A 17,596-nucleotide genomic window follows, 5' to 3' on the forward strand; every position below is an offset into this window, starting at 1 on the left:
CCCCCTCCTCCGGTCCGGACCCAGTCTGCCAGCACGGTCGGCGCGCAGGCTTATTGCGTACGATGCGCAGGTGCCCAGCTATCGCATCAGAACCGCGACCCCCGATGACCTCGACGCCGCCCGCAGCGTGATGCTCGACATCGTCTACCGCGACTTCGCGACCGGCTATGTGCCACGCTGGCACGCCGACATCATCGATCCCGCCGCCGCGTATCTGACCGGCGCGCGCCACACCCTGCTGGTGGCGGTGGACGAGAGCGACGGGGCGGTCGTGGCGACCGCCGCGCTCGACTCCCGGGGCCCGGCCCATCCGCCCAACCCGCCGTGGCTGGCCGCGCGTTACCCATCGGGGGAGACCGCCCAGCTGCGCCGGGTCTATGTGCGGTCCGAGCATCGGCGCAACGGGCTGGCCCGGCGGCTGGTGCATGCGCTGCTCGACTTCGCCGTGGCGGACGGCGGCTATCGCGCGGTCTATCTGCACACCGATCCGGGGGTGGTGGGGGCCGAGCCGTTCTGGCGGTCGCTGGGGAAGGTCATCTGCGATGAGCGGGAGGCGCCCGGGGGCGGTCAGGGAATCGTCCACTTCGAGGTCCCGATGGGGCCCGGGGCACCCTGACCTTTATGGAAATGATTATCATCATCTAGTGTTGGTGTTCGCCGTTCCCGCGCCGCCCCTGGAGAACCACGCCCATGCACTCTGTCCGCCGCCGGTGGGCCGCCGCGCTGCTGCTCGTCCCGCTGCTCACCGGCTGTTTCGCGGCCCGCGACGGTTCGCCGTACGACGCCGGGGCCGGCGCGGGCGGTGGACGCCTCCGGGTCGCGATGGCCTTCCCGCCCGCCGAGCGCTTCTCCCCGTACGGCGCCGACGCCACCTTGCTCAGCCGGCTCGGGGTCACCGAGGGGCTGACCCGGCTGGACGGCAACGGCGGCGCGGTGCCCGCCCTCGCCGAGTCCTGGACCCGGGAGAGTGGCGGTGGCTGGGTGTTCACCCTGCGCGAGGCGCGGTTCCAGGACGGCACCGAGGTCACCCCGGCGGCGGTGGCGGGTGCCCTCACCCATGCCACCCACGCCGATCCCGCGCCCGCCGCGCTCACCGGGGTCAGGCTCACCGCCGAGGCGGTGGGGGAGCGGCGGGTCCGCGTCACCACCGGCACCGCCGACTCCGCCTTGCCCCTGCGACTGTCCAGCCCGAGCCTGGCCGTCCTCTCGCCCAAGGCGTATCGCACGAAGGCCGGTGCGGATAAGTCAGGCGCGGATACGTCCGGTACGGATACGTCCGGTACGGCCCAGGCGCGTTCGGGCGCGGCGAATGGGAAAGCGGCGGTCGATCCGGCCGGCACCGCCACCGGTCCCTTCACCCTGGCCAGGACGAGCGGCGCCACCCGTGCCACGCTCCACCGCTTCGCCGACTACTGGGGCGGCCTCGCCCACGCCTCCGGTCTCGATGTCCGCTTCATCGTCGATGGCACGGCCCGCACCAACGCGCTGCGCAGCGGCGAGGTGGACATAGCCGAGGCGGTCCCGGTCTCCCAGGCGGCCACCCTCGACCAGCCGACCGTCCGTGAGGTGCCCACCACTCGCACCACCGCCCTCTTCCTCAATACTCGCTCCGGCCCCTTCGCCGATCCCGCCGTCCGCGCCGCCGCCCGCGAGGCCGTCGACGCCTCCGCCCTCGCCGAGGACGTGTACGAGGGGCATGCCGACATCGGCCGCGGCCTGTTCGGCCCGGCCCTCACCTGGGCCGGGGGCGAGCGCCCCCGGCCGACCGGCCGCCCCGCCGCCAAGCGCGCCGGGAACCCCGCGCTCACCCTCGCCACCTACGACAACCGGCCCGAGCTGCCCGAGGTGGCCCAAGTGCTGCAACAGCAGCTGCGCAAGGCCGGGTTCGGTGTGAAGCTGGAGGTGCGCGAGTACTCCCGGCTCGAAGGCGACGCCCTGGCCGGGAAGTTCGACGCCGTGGTGGCCGCCCGGAACACCATGCTCGACACCGGCGACCCGGTCTCCTATCTTGCCGACGACTTCACCTGCGACGGCGGCTACAACCTGGCCCGGGTGTGCGACAAGGCCGTGGACCGCGCGGTCGCCGAGGCCGGGGCCCGCGCCGACGACGCGGCGCGCCATCGGGCCGCCCTGGCCGCGCAGACCGCCGTGCTGCGCACGGACGGGGTCGTCCCGCTGGTCCATCAGCGGATCATCCACGGCGTCGGCGCCTCGGTGCGGGGTGTGATCCTCGATCCGTACGAGCGCACGCTTGTCGGCACCGGTACGCGGCGTTGAGCGGCGCGCGGACCGGGGCGCGGTCCACCGGGCCTGGGGCGGGGCGGTCGACCGGGCCGAGCACGCGCGGGCGGTCCACCGGGCTGGGCGCCGGGCGGAACACCGGGCCGAGCGCGGCGCGGTTCCCCCGCCCGGGCGGCGGGTGGTCCACCGGCCTGAGCGGGGCGCGGTCCACCGGTCTGAGCGCGCTGTGGCGCCTCGCGCTCGCCGGGGCGTTGCTGTGCGGCATCGGGCTGCTGCCCTGGCTGTCCCGCACCGACCCCGCCCGCACCGTCCTCAAGGCGCGCGAGGCCGACCGCGAGCCCAGCCCCGAGCTCCTGGAGTCCCTGCGCTCCCAACTCGGCCTCGACGCCGGGCCGTTGCGGCTGCTCGGCCGGTGGCTCGCCGGACTGCCCCACGGCGACGCGGGCCGGTCCTGGATCTCGGGGACCGCCGTGACCCCCTCGGTCGCCGAGGCCCTCGGCGTCTCGCTGCTGCTCATGGGCGGGGCGCTGGTGGTCGCGGCGGTCACCGCGGGCGCGGTGTGCGGGCGCACGCTGTGGCTCGGGCCGCGGCGGCGGGCCGCCCGGCGCGGGGCCGGTGCGGGAAGCGGCGGCGCGCTGTTCGCCGCGCTGCCGGAGTTCCTGCTGGCATCCGTGCTGGCCGCCGTGGTCGGGGTGCGGCTCGGCTGGCTGCCCGCGGCCGGCTGGTACGGGCCGCGGTGGATGGTGCTGCCCTCGCTCGCCCTCGGCCTGCCCGCGGGCGCCCTGCTGGGCCGGGTCCTGGACGACGCCCTGCCCGGCGCGTTCGCGGAGCCGTGGGCCCGGGCCGCCGCCGCACGCGGGCTGCCCGCCCGGCGGATCGCCCGCCACGCGCTGCGGCGTGCCGTGCCCGGAGTGCTGCCGAACATCGGGTTGTTCGTGGTCGGGCTCACCGGTGGGGCGGTCGCCGTCGAGCAGGTCTTCGACATCCCCGGGCTCGGCCGGCTCACCCTGCAGGCGGCCATCGCCCAGGACCTGCCGATGCTTCAGGCGGGCACCCTCGTCCTCGTCCTGCTCGCGGCCGCCGCCGGAGGTCTCGCCCGGCTCGCGGCCCGGCTGTTGCTCGGGCCCGCGCTGCGCGACGGGGCGCTCCCCTCGCTCCACCGGCCGTCCGGGCCGTCCGCCCGCTCCGTTCCGCTGCTCTACGGCGCGCTCCTGCTCGCCGTCGTGGTGCTCGGTGCCCTCCGGGACCCGCTGGTCGTGGACACCGCCGCCCGGCTCACCTCCCCGTCCTGGACACATCCGTTCGGCACCGACGCGCTGGGCCGTGATCTGCTGGCCCGGGTGGGGCACGGCGCGCTGTCCACGCTCGCGCTCGCGGTGGCGGTGAGCACCGCCGCGCTGGTGGCGGGGGTGCTGCTCGGCCTGGTGCCCCGGCTGTCCGGCGGACTCGTCGAGACCGTGAACGCGGTGCCGCCCGTGCTCGCCGGGCTCCTGGTCGCCGGGGCGGCCGGACGCGGTCCGTACACCCCCGCGCTCGCCGTGGCCGCCGTCGCCTGGGCGCCGCTGGCCGCGCACACCTCCGCCCTGCTGTGGCAACAGCGCGCCGCCGCACATCTCGCCGCCACCCGCGCACTGGGCGCCTCCCGCCGCCATCTGCTGCGCCGCCACATCCTGCCCGCGGTTCTGCCCCCGGTCGTCAGGCACGCCCTGCTGCGTCTGCCGGCCGCGGCGCTCGCCCTGGCCTCACTGGGCTTCCTCGGCCTGGGCGCGCAGCCGCCGTCCCCGGAGTGGGGCCGGCTGCTGGCCGAGAACCATCCCTACGCCGAGCGCGCCCCGTGGACGGTCCTCGCCCCCGCCGCCGCACTGGCCCTCCTGGGCGTCCTGGCGGTGACGGCGTCCGGCGGGGTGTGGTGGCGCCGTCGGCGGCTGCGCATTGACGACGGCCCCGGGCGCGGCGGAGACTGACGTCCACGTCATAGTGAACTGAAGTTCATTCCGCGAACGCGCCCTTGGGGCGAGGGACCGCAAAGGACATCCGATATGACCCTTCACCGCGACCTGTTGATCGATGGCAAGGACACCCCGGCCGCCTCGGGGCGCACCGCCGAGGACCTCAACCCCTACACCGGTGAGGTGTTCGCCACCGTCGCGGCCGCCGGGGCCGAGGACGTGGCGCGTGCGGTGGCCGCCGCCGACGCCGCCTTCCCGGCCTGGGCGGAGCTGGCCCCGTTCGAGCGCCGTAGGATCTTCCTGACCGCGGCGGATCTGCTGGAGTCGCGCGCCGACCGGGCCGCCGCGATCATGGCCCAGGAGGCCGGAGGCACCGCGCCCTGGGCGCACTTCAACGTGGGCCTGGCCGCGAACATCCTCCGCGAGGCCGCCGCCGCGATCACCGCCCCGCGCGGTGAGGTGCTCAGCGCCCAGGAGGCGGGCGCGCTCGGCCTCGCCGTCCGCGAACCGGCCGGTGTCGTTGCCGCCTTCGCCCCCTGGAACGCGCCGATCATCCTCGGGGTCCGTTCCGTCGCGGCGCCCCTGGCGGCCGGCAATACGGTCGTGATGAAGCCCAGCGAGGACGCCCCGCTCGCCTGCGGGCTCTTCGTCGCCGATGTGCTGTGCGACGCCGGGCTGCCCGACGGCGTGCTCAATGTGGTCACCAACGCCCGTGAGGACGCCGCCGAGGTGGCCGAGGCCCTCATCGCCGATCCGCGCGTACGCGTCGTCAACTTCACCGGCTCCACCGGAGTCGGCAGGACCATCGGTTCACTCGCCGCGCAGCACCTCAAGCCGGCCGTGCTGGAGCTGGGTGGCAAGAACGCCATCATCGTCCTGGACGACGCCGATGTGGACCACGCGGTGAACGCCGCCGCCTTCGGCGTGTTCATGAACTCCGGTCAGATCTGCATGTCCGGCGACCGGATACTCGTCCACGAGAGCCTCGCCGAGGAGTTCACCGCGAAGTTCACCGCCAAGGTGGCCGCCCTGCCGTGCGGCGACCCGGCCGACCCGTCCACCGTGGTCGGCCCGCTGGTCGCGGCCGCCTCGGCACGCCGGGTGGCGGCCCTGGTGAAGGACGCGGTGGACAAGGGTGCCACGGTGCTGACCGGCGGTGGCGAACCGGACGGCGCGGTCCACCCGGCGACGGTGCTGACCGGTGTCACCCCGGACATGGACATCCACCACGCCGAGGCGTTCGGGCCGGTGTGCGTGGTCGACACCTTCGCCGACGACGATCGGGCCGTGGCCCTGGCCAACGCCACCGACCACGGCCTGACCTGCGGCATCATCACCGAGAACGGGACCCATGGGCTCAAGGTCGCCCGCCGTATCCGGACCGGCATCGTGCACATCAACGACCAGTCGGTGGCGGACGAGCCACAGGCCCCGTTCGGTGGCATCAAGCACTCGGGGTACGGGCGGTTCGGCGGCCGCTGGGGCATCGAGGCGTTCAGCGACACCCGGTGGATCACCCTCGCCACCCAGCACGCGCACTACCCCTTCTAGCGGCTGCGCGGCGCCCTCGGCCCATCGCCGGGATTCAGCTCGTCCCCGGGACGCACCTCATCCCGGGGACGCACCTCATCCCGGAGATTCAGCTCATCCCGGGGATGAGGGGCACGGCCCCGGGGCGGCGCGCCGCCAGCCGCAGCATGCTGACCGTGGAGCGCACGACCCGCTCCTTGGCGCGTGCGGCCAGGCCACCGCGCAGCACCCGCTCGCGCGGGGAGTCGTCCGCCCGCACCAACTGGATCAGCCCGTCCCGGCGGCCCAGGCTCACGCACTGCACCACAAAGCGGAAGCGCAGCGGCTCCGGCTGCCGCCCGCGTGTCTCGGCGAGGATCGAGGAGGCGGCGTGCGAACCGGCCGGGAGCGCGGTGGCACAGGCCATGCGCAGGTGACCTGCGGCCGGGGTGGTCATGGCCGCGGCGTCGCCCACCGCGTAGATCTCCGGATGGGACACCGAGCGCAGGGCGCCGTCGACGCTGATGCCGCCGCTGGGATCGAGGGTGATCCCGGCGGCCTCGGCCAGGGCGGCGTTCGCGGTCATCGCGGTGGCCCACACCACCGCGTCGGTGTCGATGTCCTCGGGGCAAGCCACCCGGCGGCCCTCCTCGATCCGGACACCGAGCCCGGTGAGCGTTGAACGGACATGGGCGCGGCCCTTCGCCGACAGCCCCGTGCCGACCTCGTCGCCCGTGATCAGCCGGACCTTCCAGGCGGGCTGGGACTCGGCGATCTCGGCCGCGAGCTCGATGCCGGTGAGTCCCCCGCCGACCACCGTCAGCTCGCCCGGGCCGTCCAGCAGCCGCTTGTGCAGTTCGGCCGCCGTCTCCGGGGTGTAGGCGCGCTCACCGGGGTCGGGGGTGCGGCTGCCGAGCGCGTACACCAGCCGGTCGTACGGCAGCTGGCGGCCGTCGTCGGTGGTGACCTGCCGGGCGGCCGGGTCGATCCGGGTGGCGCGGGCGGCCACGTGGGCGATGCCGGCCCGCCGCGCCAGCGCGTCGAGCGGATGTGTGATGTCGGGCCGTCCGGCGGCCCGCTCGTGCAGCCGGATCCGTTCGGTGAAAGCGGTGCTCGGATCGACCAGGGTGACGCGGGTGTGCGGGGCCAGCCGCAGGGCGGCCATCAGCCCCGCATAGCCCGCGCCGAGTACCAGGACCTGCTGCTTCTCCATACCGGCGGCCTCCTTCTCGGGTGGTGTTCACGAGGAGGACGACATGGCGGCCCCAGATGTGACGGTGATGCCGGTCACAGGCTCGGCAGGTCGAGGTGGCGGAGCTTGTCGGGGTTGACGATCACGTCGATCTCGGTGATCAGACCCTGGTGCACGGAGAAGGCGAAAACCACGGCCTGGCCGTCCGTGCGGTCGGCGATGACCAGGCCCGGGGCATCGTTGACCGCGCAACGGTGCACCACCATCGTGGCCGGGTCGAAGCCCCGGCCGAGACGCTGGGCGAAGCGGGCCACCTTCTCGTTGCCCACCACCGGGACCCGGGCCGCCGCCACCTTGCCGCCACCGTCCGAACGCCAGACGACCTCCGGATCCAGGATCTCCAGCAGCGCCTCCATGTCACCGCCCAGCACCGCCTGGAGAAACGCGTCCACGGCGCGCCGGTGCTCCCCCCGGTCCACCGAGCGCCGCGGCGCCTCCTCCCGGACCCGCTTGCGCGCCCGGGAGGCCAGTTGCCGTACGGAATCCGAACTACGGCCCACGACCTCGGCGATCTCGGGGAACGGCACCGAGAAGACATCGTGCAGGATGAAGGCGGTCCGCTCCGCCGGGGTCAGCCGCTCCAGCACGGTGAGCAGCGCCAGCCCCACCGACTCGTCGAGCGTCACCCGGTCCTCCGGACCGCCGGCCGCCACCACCGGCTCGGGCAGCCAGGGACCGACGTACGCCTCGCGCCGCATCCGCGCCGACCCCAGCAGGTCGTAGCAGATCCGGCTGATGACGGTGGTCAGGTACGCGCGGGGGTCGGCGACCTCGTCGGCGGGCAGCGCCTGCCAGCGCAGCCAGGTCTCCTGCACCGCGTCATCGGCGTCGGCGACCGAGCCGGTGATGCGATAGGCGACGGCCCACAGCCGGTCGCGCTGCTGTTCGAAGTCGGTCAGCTCTGCCATGTCCTGATCCTCTCGTCGGCCCGAGAGGGAGGACGAGACGGCGGCCGGAAGTGTGACAGCCGCCTCCCGGGCGGGGTGGCGGCCTCCCCGGCGACGCCGTGGTCTCGTGGGAGGTCCGGGCCTTTCCGGCGGAGCGTTGTGCCCTGCCGGGCGGGGCGGGGCTGGCGCGGGGGCAAGGGCAGGCGTAAGCAGTAGATGTGCATATGTGGCAGGGTCATTCGGATCTGCGCCGGCCAAGGTGGCGTACCCGCGTCTTGGTCGTGATCCCCCTGCTGGTCATCGGGCTGATCACGCTCGGCGATGTGCTGGCCCCGGCGAGCGTGAGGCTCAGCCCGCTGCTGATCGCGGCCCCGGCCATGACCGCCTCGTTCGCCGGCCCCCTGCTCACCGCGTGTATCGGGCTCCTGGCCGTCGGCGCCCAGATCGTGGCGAACGCCTATGAGGGCTTCCTCGGCCTCCCCGGGCGCCTGACCGAGGTGATCACCCTGGCCCTGGTCTCGGCGATGATCGTGCTGTTCCGCGCGGTCCTCGACCGGCATATGCGCGAGCTGAACCGGGTGCGGGCGGTGGCCGATGTGGCGCAGCGGGTCCTGCTGCGCCCGCTTCCCGTCCGGGTCGGCCCGCTGCTGATCGCCTCCGTCTACCTCGCGGCCGAGCCGGGGGCGGAGATCGGTGGCGATCTGTATGCGGCGGCGCGTACCTCGAACACCACCCGCCTGATCATCGGCGATGTCCGGGGCAGCGGGCTGACCGCCGTCGCGGACGCCTCCCTGGTGCTCGGTGCCTTCCGTGCGATGGCCCACTGGCCCGTACCCCTGACCGATCTGGCGGCCCACTTGGACACCGCACTGTCCGCCGAGCGGACCGAACCCCCCGACAAGGCGCCCGGGGCGGGGGAGTCGTTTGTCACCGCCGCCGTGCTGGAGATCCCCGACGACCAGCCGGTGGTCCGCCTCGTCAACTGCGGACATCCGCCGCCGATCGCGCTGCGCGACTCGGGCGTGAAGACTCTGGAGGGCTATGCGCCCGCACTGCCGCTGGGCCTCGGCCATCTGGCGGCCGACGGGTACCACAGCGAGGTCTTCCCCTTCGACGAGGGCGATCAGCTGCTGCTCTACACCGACGGGGTCATCGAGGCGCGGAACAGCGAGGGCACCTTCTATCCGCTCGTCGAACGGCTCCCCGGATGGAACGGCGACGGCCCCCAGCACCTCGTCGACCGACTGCACCGCGATCTGGTCTCCCACACGGGCGGCCACCAGAGCGATGACGCCGCCCTGGTCGTCCTCGAACGCCACGGGGTGGATCGCTGACGCCACCGGGCGGCGAGCCGAGGGGGTCCGGGCGGAGGCTGGGGCGGAGCCCGGCTCCCCGATGCCCGCACCCTCGCGAAACCGCCCACGAACGGACATCGGTATCAATCGCCCTTAAACTGGTCACATGGGCAGCGGGAACGAGGGCCCGAACCAGGGCCCCGAGGACTTCGGGCCGGATCCACTCGGCGACTTCCTCGCACGCTTCCTCGGGACCGGGCCGGCCGGGCAGCGGCCCGATTCACGGCATGTCGACTTCGGCCGGCTGATGAGTGAGAACGCGCGGCATCTCGTCTCGGCCGCCGCCTCCTACGCCGCCGAACACGGCAGCACCGATCTCGACACCGAACATCTGCTGCGGGCGGCGCTCTTCTCCGAGCCCACCCGGACCATGGTCTCGCGCGCCGGAGCCGACCCCGACCGGATCGCCGCGGATATCGACCGGGAAGCGGGCGCCGGCCCGCCGCGCAACTCGGTCGCCGTCACCCCGGCCGTCAAGCGGGCGTTGCTCGACGCTCATGAGATAGCCCGCTCACGCGGCTCCTCGTACATCGGTCCCGAGCACGTACTGATCGCGCTCGCCGCCAACCGCGAGTCCACCGCCGGGCAGATCCTGGGCGCCGCCCGCTTCGAGCCCCGGGCCCCCGGTCCGCCCCAGACCGGTGGCCTCACGCCGAGCGCCCCCACGACCGACCAGCGGCCCGTCGTGGACCAGCGGAAGACCCCGAACCTCGACCGGTTCGGCCGCGATCTGACCGAACTGGCCCGCGAGGGGCGGATCGACCCGGTGATCGGCCGCGAGGAGGAGATCGAGCAGAGCATCGAGGTGCTCGCCCGGCGCGGCAAGAACAACCCCGTCCTCATCGGCGAGGCCGGAGTCGGCAAGACGGCCGTCGTCGAAGGGCTCGCCCAGCGGATCACCGACGCCGATGTGCCGGACATCCTGCTCGGCCGCCGGGTCGTCCAACTCGACATCGCGAGCGTCGTGGCCGGCACCCGCTTCCGTGGCGACTTCGAGCAGCGGGTCACCGGCATCGTCGATGAGATCCGCGCCAACTCCGACGAGTTGATCATCTTCATCGATGAGCTGCACACGGTCGTCGGCGCCGGCGGCGGTGGCTCCGAGGGCGGCCAGATGGACGCGAGCAATCTCCTCAAGCCCGCGCTGGCCCGCGGCGAACTGCATGTGATGGGCGCGTCCACGCTCCGGGAGTACCGCCAGTACATCGAGAAGGACGCCGCGCTCGCCCGCCGCTTCCAGCCCATCATGGTCCCCGAGCCCACCCCCACGGACGCTGTCGCCATCCTGCACGGCCTCCGGGACCGCTACGAAGCCCATCACCAGGTCCGCTACACCGACGAGGCGCTGCTCGCCGCCGTCGAGCTCTCCGACCGCTATCTGACCGACCGTTTCCTGCCGGACAAGGCCATCGACCTCATGGACCAGGCCGGCGCCCGGGTCCGGCTGCGCTCCAGCGGCCGCGGCACCGATCTGCGCGCCCTGGAACGGGAGGTCGAGCAGCTCACCCGGGACAAGGACCAGGCCGTCGCGTCCGAGAGCTACGAACACGCCACCTCCCTGCGGGACCGCATCGCCGAACTGAACACCCGGATCGCGGAGGCATCCGGTACGCAGTACCATGGCGGGCGCGTCGCCGAGGTGACCGTCGAGGACATCGCCGAAATCGTCTCCCGGCAGACCGGAATCCCCGTCGCCAGCCTCACCCAGGAGGAGCGCCAGCGCCTGCTGGGCCTGGAGGAACACCTCCATCGACGGGTCGTCGGGCAGGAGGAGGCCGTGGCCGCCGTGGCCGACGCGGTCCTGCGCGCCCGCGCCGGACTCGCCGACCCCAACCGCCCGAGCGGCAGCTTCCTCTTCCTCGGCCCCACCGGCGTCGGCAAGACCGAACTGGCCCGCGCACTGGCCGAGGCGCTCTTCGGCAGCGAGGACCGCATGGTCCGCCTCGACATGAGCGAGTACCAGGAGAAGCACACCGTCAGCCGGCTGGTCGGCGCGCCCCCCGGATACGTCGGGCACGAGGAGGCCGGGCAGCTCACCGAGGCGGTGCGGCGCCAGCCCTACTCCCTGCTGCTCCTGGACGAGGTGGAGAAGGGGCACCCCGATGTCTTCAACATCCTGCTCCAGGTGCTCGAGGACGGCAGGCTGACAGACGCCCAGGGCCGGACCATCGACTTCAAGAACACCGTCATCGTGATGACCAGCAACCTCGGCTCGGAAGCCATCACCGGACGCGGTGGCCCCCTGGGCTTCGGCGGCGGTGGCGACGAGGCCGACGAGGCGGCGCGCCGGGAGCGGGTGCTGCGCCCGCTGCGCGAGCACTTCCGGCCGGAGTTCCTCAACCGCATCGACGAGGTCGTCATCTTCCGCCGGCTCGCCGACGACCAGCTCCGGCAGATCGCCGATGTGCTGCTGGAGGAGACCCGGCGCCGGCTGCACGCCCAGGACGTCAGCGTGGAGTTCACCCCGCCCGCCGTCGAGTGGCTGGCCCAGCACGGACACCAGCCGGAGTACGGCGCCCGGCCGCTGCGCCGCACCATCCAGCGCGAGGTCGACAATCCGCTCTCCCGGATGCTGCTCGGCGGCACGCTGCCGGCCCACAGCCATGTCCGGGTCGATGTGGAGAACGAAAACCTGGTCTTCCGCACACAGGAGGCGGACCGGGCGGGGCAGCCCGGCCCGCCGGATCAGGCGGAGGAGCCGGGAGGTCAGGCGGAGCAGCCGGACGAGCCGGGCGGGCCGGATCAGCCCGAGTGGTAGTGCCACGGGGAGCGGGCCGGGTCAACGGCCCATCGTCAGACCGTCCTTCTTGGCGCCCCGGCTGAGCACCGCCTCCTGGATGGTGCTCAGCGCGCTGGTGTAGCCCGGGTTACCGGGGCTCTTCTCCAGGGCCCGGGGAAGGTTCACCAGGGAGATCGGATCGTTGTCCACGGCGTGCGGGATGTACTCCGCCTTCTTCACCTCCCACGCCCTGCCCTCCGCGGTGGGCGGGGTGAAGGTGAAGCGGGCCGCCGAGCCCATCTGACCGCGCTTGTCGGGCATGATCCCCGCGATCTGGTCGCCCATGCCGTAGACCACCCAGGTGCCGTTGACCTTCTCGTACGCCTGGGGGACATGGGCGTGGGTGCCGATGATCAGGTCGATGTCGCGGCGGCCCCCGTCCTTGGAGGCGGTCAGCTTCTTGGCGAGCGCGAGCTGGAGCTTGTCCGGCGCCTGCTGCCATTCGGTGCCCCAGTGCATGCTGACGACGACCACATCGGCCCCGGCGCGCCGGGCGGCCCGGGCGTCCTTGATGATCCGCGCCGGGTTGATGAGGTTGACCAGCCACGCCTTGCCCTTGGGGACCGGGATGCCGTTGGTGCCGTAGGCGTAGGCGAGCTGGGCGACCTTGGTGCCACCGGCCCTCATCATCGTGGGACGGGTGCTCTCCGTGGCGGAACGGGCCGATCCGGCGTGCTTGAGCCCGGCCTTGTCCATGGCGTCGAGAGTGCGGACCACCCCCTCGGGACCGGCGTCGAGGGTGTGGTTGGAGGCGGTGGAGCAGGAGTCGTAGCCGAGGCTCTTCACGGCCGAGGCGAGCTGCGGAGGCGTCTTGAAGGTCGGATAGCCGGTGAACGGTCCGTGGGCGGCCCCGTAGACGGTCTCCATATGGCAGATGGCCAGGTCGGCCTGGGCGATGACGGGCGTCGCCGCCCGGATCATGCGCTGGAAGTCATAGCCGTCACCGCCCGCGTCCGCCTGTGCCTGCCGGATGACCGAGGCGTGCACCAGCAGATCGCCGGTGGCCACCAGGGTGAAGCCCTTCGTGGCCCCGCTCCTGGCCGGCGCGGTTCTCGACGGCTTTTCCTCGGCCTTGGGGGCGGCCGGTGTCCCGCTGCCGCACGCGGTGACGGCGCCGAGCAGGGCGACGGCGAGAAGCGCCGTCCGATGGCGTGGGTGATGGGACACGGTGCACTCCGCACTGGTCCGATCCATGCCGGACCTTTTTGTTCTGATTGTCGGATTGTCATATTTATATGCACGACATCCCGAGGGGTTGCGGAGTGGTGGGGAGCTTCACCGGTTCGGCCGATCGGATGTACCCGATGGGCCCGGCTGCCTCTTGTGCGGCGTCCATCGATGGGACAATGCGCCGGGCCGCGGCCCGAGCGGTTCTCCAGGCCGCCGTCCCTCGCGTAACTCCCTTGTGAACATGGGCGGTTAGCGATGCGCACGGGGTGCGGCGCTGCCACCATGGGGTGTGTCGCCCGCGATATACGGCGGGACCTCGGGGGAGGACGCTCCATGCAGATCGGCCGGCCCAGCGTCACCGCCCGCGGCGCGGCCGCGTTCCGCGCGGCCCACCAGGCGCTGGAGGGCGGCCGGGTGTTTCACGATCCGCTGGCGGCCCGTATCCTCGCCGCCGACGCGGACGATCCCCTCCTCGAGGCGGCCTTCCGGCCCGAGCGCGAGGATGTGCGGCTGTCCGTGGCCGCCCGCGCGCGGTTCGCCGAGGACGCCGTAGCGGCCGCCGTGACGCGCGGGGTGCGGCAGGCGGTGGCGCTGGGGGCAGGGCTGGACACCTTCGGCTGCCGCAATCCGTACGAGGCGGAGGGCCTGCGGGTATTCGAGGTGGACCACCCCACGACCCAGGAGTGGAAGCGCGGCCGGCTGGCCGCCGCGGAGATCCCCGTACCACCCTCGCTGACCTTCGCACCGGTCGACTTCGAGCGGCAGAGCCTGGCCGACGGGCTGACGGCGGCGGGCTTCGACCCGGCCCGCCCGGCGTTCTTCATCTGGCTCGGGGTGGTGCCGTATCTGACGCACACCGCCGTACTGGACACGCTCGGCTTCATCGCCGACCTGCCCGGCGGCTCCGGAGTCGTCTTCGACTACGGCGAGCCACCGGACACGCTGCCACCGGAGCACCGCGCCGTGTACGAGGCCCGCGCGGCATGGGCCGCCGAGGCCGGGGAGCCCTTCCTCAGCTTTTTCACCCCGGAGGAACTCGCCGGTGACCTCCACCGGCTGGGCTTCTCCGCCCGGGAGGACATCCGCTACCGCGACCTCACGGCCCGGTACGAGAGCGGACACCGCATGGCCGACGGGTACGCGGACCTCGGCGCCCACGTGATCCACACCTGGCTCCAGGGCTGAGCCCGGACCGCCGGTGGGCGGCCCGGGCTTCGTCAACTCCCTTACGAGTCAAGAGCCTTGGTGAGTCCACCGGCAGCGGTCACCGGTACGGTGACACGGCTGCCGCCCAGGTCCACCGCCACCTTCGCCCCGGTCGCTTCCTCGAAGTAGAGGAAGTCGGCGTCAGTGCCGCCGAGGACCAGCCCCAGCCGATGGCCCGGCTTGATCTCGTAGTCGTTCGGCAGTGTCTTCCAGGTGATCCGGTAGGACCGACCGGGGGTCAGCGGCTCGGGGGTGGTGACCGAGTGGCGGTTCTGGGCATCCATCCAGCCGCGGGCGATGACCTCGGAGGATTCGCGTGCCGTCACATTGGCGGTCTTCTGGTAGCAGGCGTCGTCCTGGGCGGTGCTCTCCCCGTGGCAGGAGTCCTCGTCCAGCCCCCGCAGACCGTCATGGATCCTGTTCTGCGGCTCGTTGCGGTTCCAGTCGATCCGTTCGTCCTCGCCGTAGTCCACGAGCAGCGCGGTGAGGTTCGACGTCGGTTTGTCGAGCGTGACCCGCAGATCCACGGTGGGCGTGCCGGAGAGCCGCACCCCGGTGCGCAGCGGCGGGGTGCGGAACGCCAGCCGGCCCGGATGGCTCGCCGCCGGGTCGGCGGTGAGATCCGCCTCGCCCAGCTTGGTGTCGGTGAAGGTCCCGGTGCCGCTCGCGGGGCTCAGCGCCAGGGAGCCGTCGGGCCCGGGGTGCAGGGGCACCGAGGAGGTGCCGGCGGGCCAGTCGGCCTGGGTTGTCCAGGTGGTCGGTCCGGTCTGCAGATCGACCCGGGGCTCGTCCATGATCCCGTTCCGCACGCCGTACAGCCAGTGGTCGAACCATCGGTGCACGGTGTCGACCCACTGCGCGCGCCGGCCGGGCCAGTCGAACGGATCGGTGTGCCCGTAGCGGCCCAGCCACAGCTTGCGCGGCACATCGCGCTCGGCCAGCGGGGCCCACCAGTTCGCGAACTGGTCGATTCGGACGTTGTAGTCGCTGAGGCCATGTGCCGCGAGGACGCTCGCGCGCACCTTGTTCACCTCGGGCGCCGGCTGCGCGATGTAATTGCGCTCATGCCAGTGGGCGTTGTAGTTGCCGGTGGCGTCGTCCTCGCCGGCCTGCAGCCGGTCGCGCACCGCCTGGCACTTCTGGGGTGGGTCGGCGTCCAGCGCCGTCGTCAGATAGGAGGCGAAACCATTCCAGTGCTTGGCGCCGTTGGTGCGGGCGAAGTTGTACCAGGAGCTCATCCCGGAGATCGGGACGATGGTCTCCAGCCCCTCCACACCGGTGCCGGCCACGGCGTTGGCCAGCATGCCCTCGTACGAGTGGCCGATCATGCCCACCTCGCCGGTGGACCAGGAGGCTCTCACTTGGCTGCCGTCGGCCGCGTATGCCGTGGCCCGGCCGCCCAGCCAGTCGATCGTCGCCTTCGCTGCCGCCACGTCGGAGGCGCCGCCGATCGTGAGACAGCCGTCGGATCTGCCGGTTCCGGTCACATCCACATCGACCACGGCGTACCCGCGCGGCACGAAGTAATTGTCGTAGAAGAGCGGGACCTTGGCCGGGGCGCCCTGGGCGTCGTAGCTCTTCCGCTCCGACTCGAATCCGCGGCCCACCGTGTCGTTGTAGGGGCTGGCCGACATGATGACCGGCACCTTGAGTCCCTGCTGGGTCTCCTTGGGCCGGATGATGTCGACCGCGACCCGGTCCTTGTGCCCATCGCCGTCACTGTCGACGGGTGTCTGGACCATGAGGTGCTCGCGCACGGCATCCGGATACGAGAACACCGGCTGGGTGCGGCCGCCCACCACCTGGGCACCGGGCGGGTCGAGGGGCGGAGAGGATGGGCGGGCCGACGCGGGCCCGGCGGGCAGTGCGGCAAGGGCTGTCGATATCGCGACCGCGGCGATCACGGCGCCGCGCCATCGTGAGGTGAGCATACGGACCTCCTGGCCACGGCCCCCGCCCCGGGATCAGGAGTCGGCGGTGACCGGTCGGCGATCCCGGGGTTCCGGGGCCATGGAGGCTACTCGGCGATTTTCGTACGCATGGTCCAGCGAAAGATCGCTGTGGTGATGTCAGCGGAATCGCTGACGAGTTCGAAGTGCTCGTATCCATCGCGATGCTGGATTTTGAGCTTCTTGCTGGTGAGGGTCGACCGTCCGGTCCGGAATGCCCGGGGCAGATCGTCAGGTCCGCCTTCGAGGACGACCTCGATCGGGCTGCCGTCGGACAGGTAACTGACGTGATCGCTCATATGTCCACCTCCTTACGCGGTCTTCCTCATGCGGGAACATGCAGTTCCAGCCGGTCATCCGAGGTGAGGATGGCCCGCTGCATGTCCTGCAGGGCCCGGCACGGTTCGAGCCCGAGTTCCTCATTGAGCGTCTTGCGCGCCGCTTGATACACATGCAATGCGTCCGCCCGGCGGCCACAGCGGTAGAGCGCCAGCATCAACTGACGGTGGAGCGCCTCCCGCAAAGGATGCTCGGTGGTCAACTGGTACAGATCGCTCACCAGTTCGCGATGGCGGCCGAGCATGAGCCGGGAATCCGTCAGCATCTCGATACATTCCAGCCGGGCCTCCTTCAGCCAGGTCTGAAAACCTTCGAGGATCGGCCCATGGCATACATCATCCAGCAATGGATCGCGCCAGAGGTCGAGTGCGCTTTCGAAAGTGGCCGTGGCCTGCTGGTAGCGCCGCTCCCTGAGATGATCCCGGCCCTCGCACACCAGTCGTTCGAAGCAGTGGAAGTCGAGGCGATCGGGACCCAGCCGCAGGACATATCCCGGGGGGCGGGTGAGAACGGGGCTTTCGCTCTGGTTGGGCCGGCGCAGGAACTTACGGATCTGGGAGACATACACATGGAGCCCGGCGATCGCCCGGCGCGGCGGATACTCCCCCCAGATCTCCGCGATGAGCTGGTCGATGGGGACCACCTGATCGGCGCGGACGAGAAGAACGGTCAACAGGACCTCGATCTTCCGCGCCCTGATGGTTAATTTCCGCTCTCCTTCTACCACCCGGAGAGGTCCCATGATCTCATATCGCACGATGTGCCCCATCCGAGTCGCCGACGAGTGCGGTCATGGGACAGTCGGCGCCTTTGCCGGAAGTGCCCGCGGTGTTTTCTGGGTGTTTCCTCGATTTCGAGGACGATGTCCGTCTGCTTCCGGAGGCGAACGCATGTGCGGAATAGGCTCTGGTAGTCCGCGCGGCTCGCCGTCCCCGGCCGACCGGGTGGCGCGCGGAAATT

At 72.1% G+C, this 17,596-nt stretch carries 13 protein-coding genes; 7 read left to right on the forward strand and 6 right to left on the reverse strand.

Annotated elements, in window-relative coordinates:
• The first annotated feature begins 70 nt into the window (after positions 1–70).
• From AS97_RS41020 to AS97_RS41035, 4 genes are all read left to right on the forward strand, one after another.
• Entirely contained in the window at positions 71–616 is a 546-nt protein-coding gene (locus AS97_RS41020) for a GNAT family N-acetyltransferase (RefSeq protein WP_059144658.1), read from the forward strand.
• A 74-nt stretch (positions 617–690) separates the two neighbouring features.
• Positions 691–2,277, forward strand: coding sequence for an ABC transporter substrate-binding protein (locus AS97_RS41025; RefSeq protein ID WP_210566667.1), 1,587 nt, complete (start codon positions 691–693; stop codon positions 2,275–2,277).
• Between the two features lie 155 nt (positions 2,278–2,432).
• Complete coding sequence (locus AS97_RS41030) at positions 2,433–4,205, forward strand: ABC transporter permease subunit (RefSeq protein ID WP_125758022.1); 1,773 nt, start codon at positions 2,433–2,435, stop codon at positions 4,203–4,205.
• Positions 4,206–4,280: 75 nt separating this feature from the next.
• Entirely contained in the window at positions 4,281–5,741 is a 1,461-nt protein-coding gene (locus AS97_RS41035; protein ID WP_210566668.1) for an aldehyde dehydrogenase family protein, read from the forward strand.
• 88 nt (positions 5,742–5,829) lie between these two features.
• Here AS97_RS41035 and AS97_RS41040 read toward each other — a convergent pair whose 3' ends face one another.
• Together AS97_RS41040 and sigJ are read right to left on the reverse strand one after the other, a co-directional pair.
• On the reverse strand, positions 5,830–6,912 hold the full coding sequence (locus AS97_RS41040; RefSeq protein ID WP_086710618.1) for an FAD-dependent oxidoreductase: 1,083 nt from the start codon (positions 6,910–6,912) through the stop codon (positions 5,830–5,832).
• A gap of 74 nt (positions 6,913–6,986) precedes the next feature.
• Complete coding sequence (gene sigJ / locus AS97_RS41045; RefSeq protein ID WP_059144661.1) at positions 6,987–7,859, reverse strand: RNA polymerase sigma factor SigJ; 873 nt, start codon at positions 7,857–7,859, stop codon at positions 6,987–6,989.
• A gap of 260 nt (positions 7,860–8,119) precedes the next feature.
• Here sigJ and AS97_RS41050 point away from each other — a divergent pair, with 260 nt between their 5' ends.
• The gene (locus AS97_RS41050) at positions 8,120–9,172 is read left to right on the forward strand and encodes a PP2C family protein-serine/threonine phosphatase (protein ID WP_346159777.1); all 1,053 of its coding nucleotides are present in this window, start codon (positions 8,120–8,122) and stop codon (positions 9,170–9,172) included.
• Positions 9,173–9,299: 127 nt separating this feature from the next.
• Complete coding sequence (locus tag AS97_RS41055; protein WP_210566669.1) at positions 9,300–11,951, forward strand: ATP-dependent Clp protease ATP-binding subunit; 2,652 nt, start codon at positions 9,300–9,302, stop codon at positions 11,949–11,951.
• Positions 11,952–11,972: 21 nt separating this feature from the next.
• Here the strand turns inward: AS97_RS41055 and AS97_RS41060 are convergent, their stop codons facing one another.
• A complete protein-coding gene (locus tag AS97_RS41060) occupies positions 11,973–13,166 on the reverse strand; it encodes a CapA family protein (RefSeq protein ID WP_086708843.1) in 1,194 nt (397 codons plus the stop codon).
• A gap of 309 nt (positions 13,167–13,475) precedes the next feature.
• Between AS97_RS41060 and AS97_RS41065 the strand changes: the two genes are divergently transcribed.
• Positions 13,476–14,327, forward strand: a complete 852-nt coding sequence (locus AS97_RS41065) for a class I SAM-dependent methyltransferase (RefSeq protein WP_059144664.1) — start codon at positions 13,476–13,478, stop codon at positions 14,325–14,327.
• A gap of 41 nt (positions 14,328–14,368) precedes the next feature.
• Here the strand turns inward: AS97_RS41065 and AS97_RS41070 are convergent, their stop codons facing one another.
• From AS97_RS41070 to AS97_RS41080, 3 genes are all read right to left on the reverse strand, one after another.
• A complete protein-coding gene (locus AS97_RS41070) occupies positions 14,369–16,279 on the reverse strand; it encodes a Xaa-Pro dipeptidyl-peptidase (RefSeq protein WP_210566670.1) in 1,911 nt (636 codons plus the stop codon).
• Between the two features lie 86 nt (positions 16,280–16,365).
• Positions 16,366–16,596 carry a DUF5988 family protein gene (locus AS97_RS41075; RefSeq protein WP_059144666.1) on the reverse strand — a complete coding sequence of 77 codons (231 nt, stop codon included), beginning with the start codon at positions 16,594–16,596 and terminating at the stop codon, positions 16,366–16,368.
• A gap of 26 nt (positions 16,597–16,622) precedes the next feature.
• The gene (locus tag AS97_RS41080; RefSeq protein WP_059144684.1) at positions 16,623–17,393 is read right to left on the reverse strand and encodes an AfsR/SARP family transcriptional regulator; all 771 of its coding nucleotides are present in this window, start codon (positions 17,391–17,393) and stop codon (positions 16,623–16,625) included.
• Between the last annotated feature and the right edge of the window lie 203 nt (positions 17,394–17,596).

The sequence above is a fragment of the Streptomyces sp. AgN23 genome (genome assembly GCF_001598115.1).
Classification (GTDB): Bacteria; Actinomycetota; Actinomycetes; order Streptomycetales; family Streptomycetaceae; genus Streptomyces; species Streptomyces antimycoticus.

Coding starts and splice junctions, on each gene's coding strand:
- AS97_RS41040 (WP_086710618.1), bottom strand. CDS start 6,912: ATGGAGAAGCAGCAGGTCCTGGTACTCGGCGCGGGCTATGCGGGGCTG.
- AS97_RS41035 (WP_210566668.1), top strand. CDS start 4,281: ATGACCCTTCACCGCGACCTGTTGATCGATGGCAAGGACACCCCGGCC.
- AS97_RS41065 (WP_059144664.1), top strand. CDS start 13,476: ATGCAGATCGGCCGGCCCAGCGTCACCGCCCGCGGCGCGGCCGCGTTC.
- AS97_RS41060 (WP_086708843.1), bottom strand. CDS start 13,166: ATGGATCGGACCAGTGCGGAGTGCACCGTGTCCCATCACCCACGCCAT.
- sigJ (WP_059144661.1), bottom strand. CDS start 7,859: ATGGCAGAGCTGACCGACTTCGAACAGCAGCGCGACCGGCTGTGGGCC.
- AS97_RS41025 (WP_210566667.1), top strand. CDS start 691: ATGCACTCTGTCCGCCGCCGGTGGGCCGCCGCGCTGCTGCTCGTCCCG.
- AS97_RS41075 (WP_059144666.1), bottom strand. CDS start 16,596: ATGAGCGATCACGTCAGTTACCTGTCCGACGGCAGCCCGATCGAGGTC.
- AS97_RS41055 (WP_210566669.1), top strand. CDS start 9,300: ATGGGCAGCGGGAACGAGGGCCCGAACCAGGGCCCCGAGGACTTCGGG.
- AS97_RS41070 (WP_210566670.1), bottom strand. CDS start 16,279: ATGCTCACCTCACGATGGCGCGGCGCCGTGATCGCCGCGGTCGCGATA.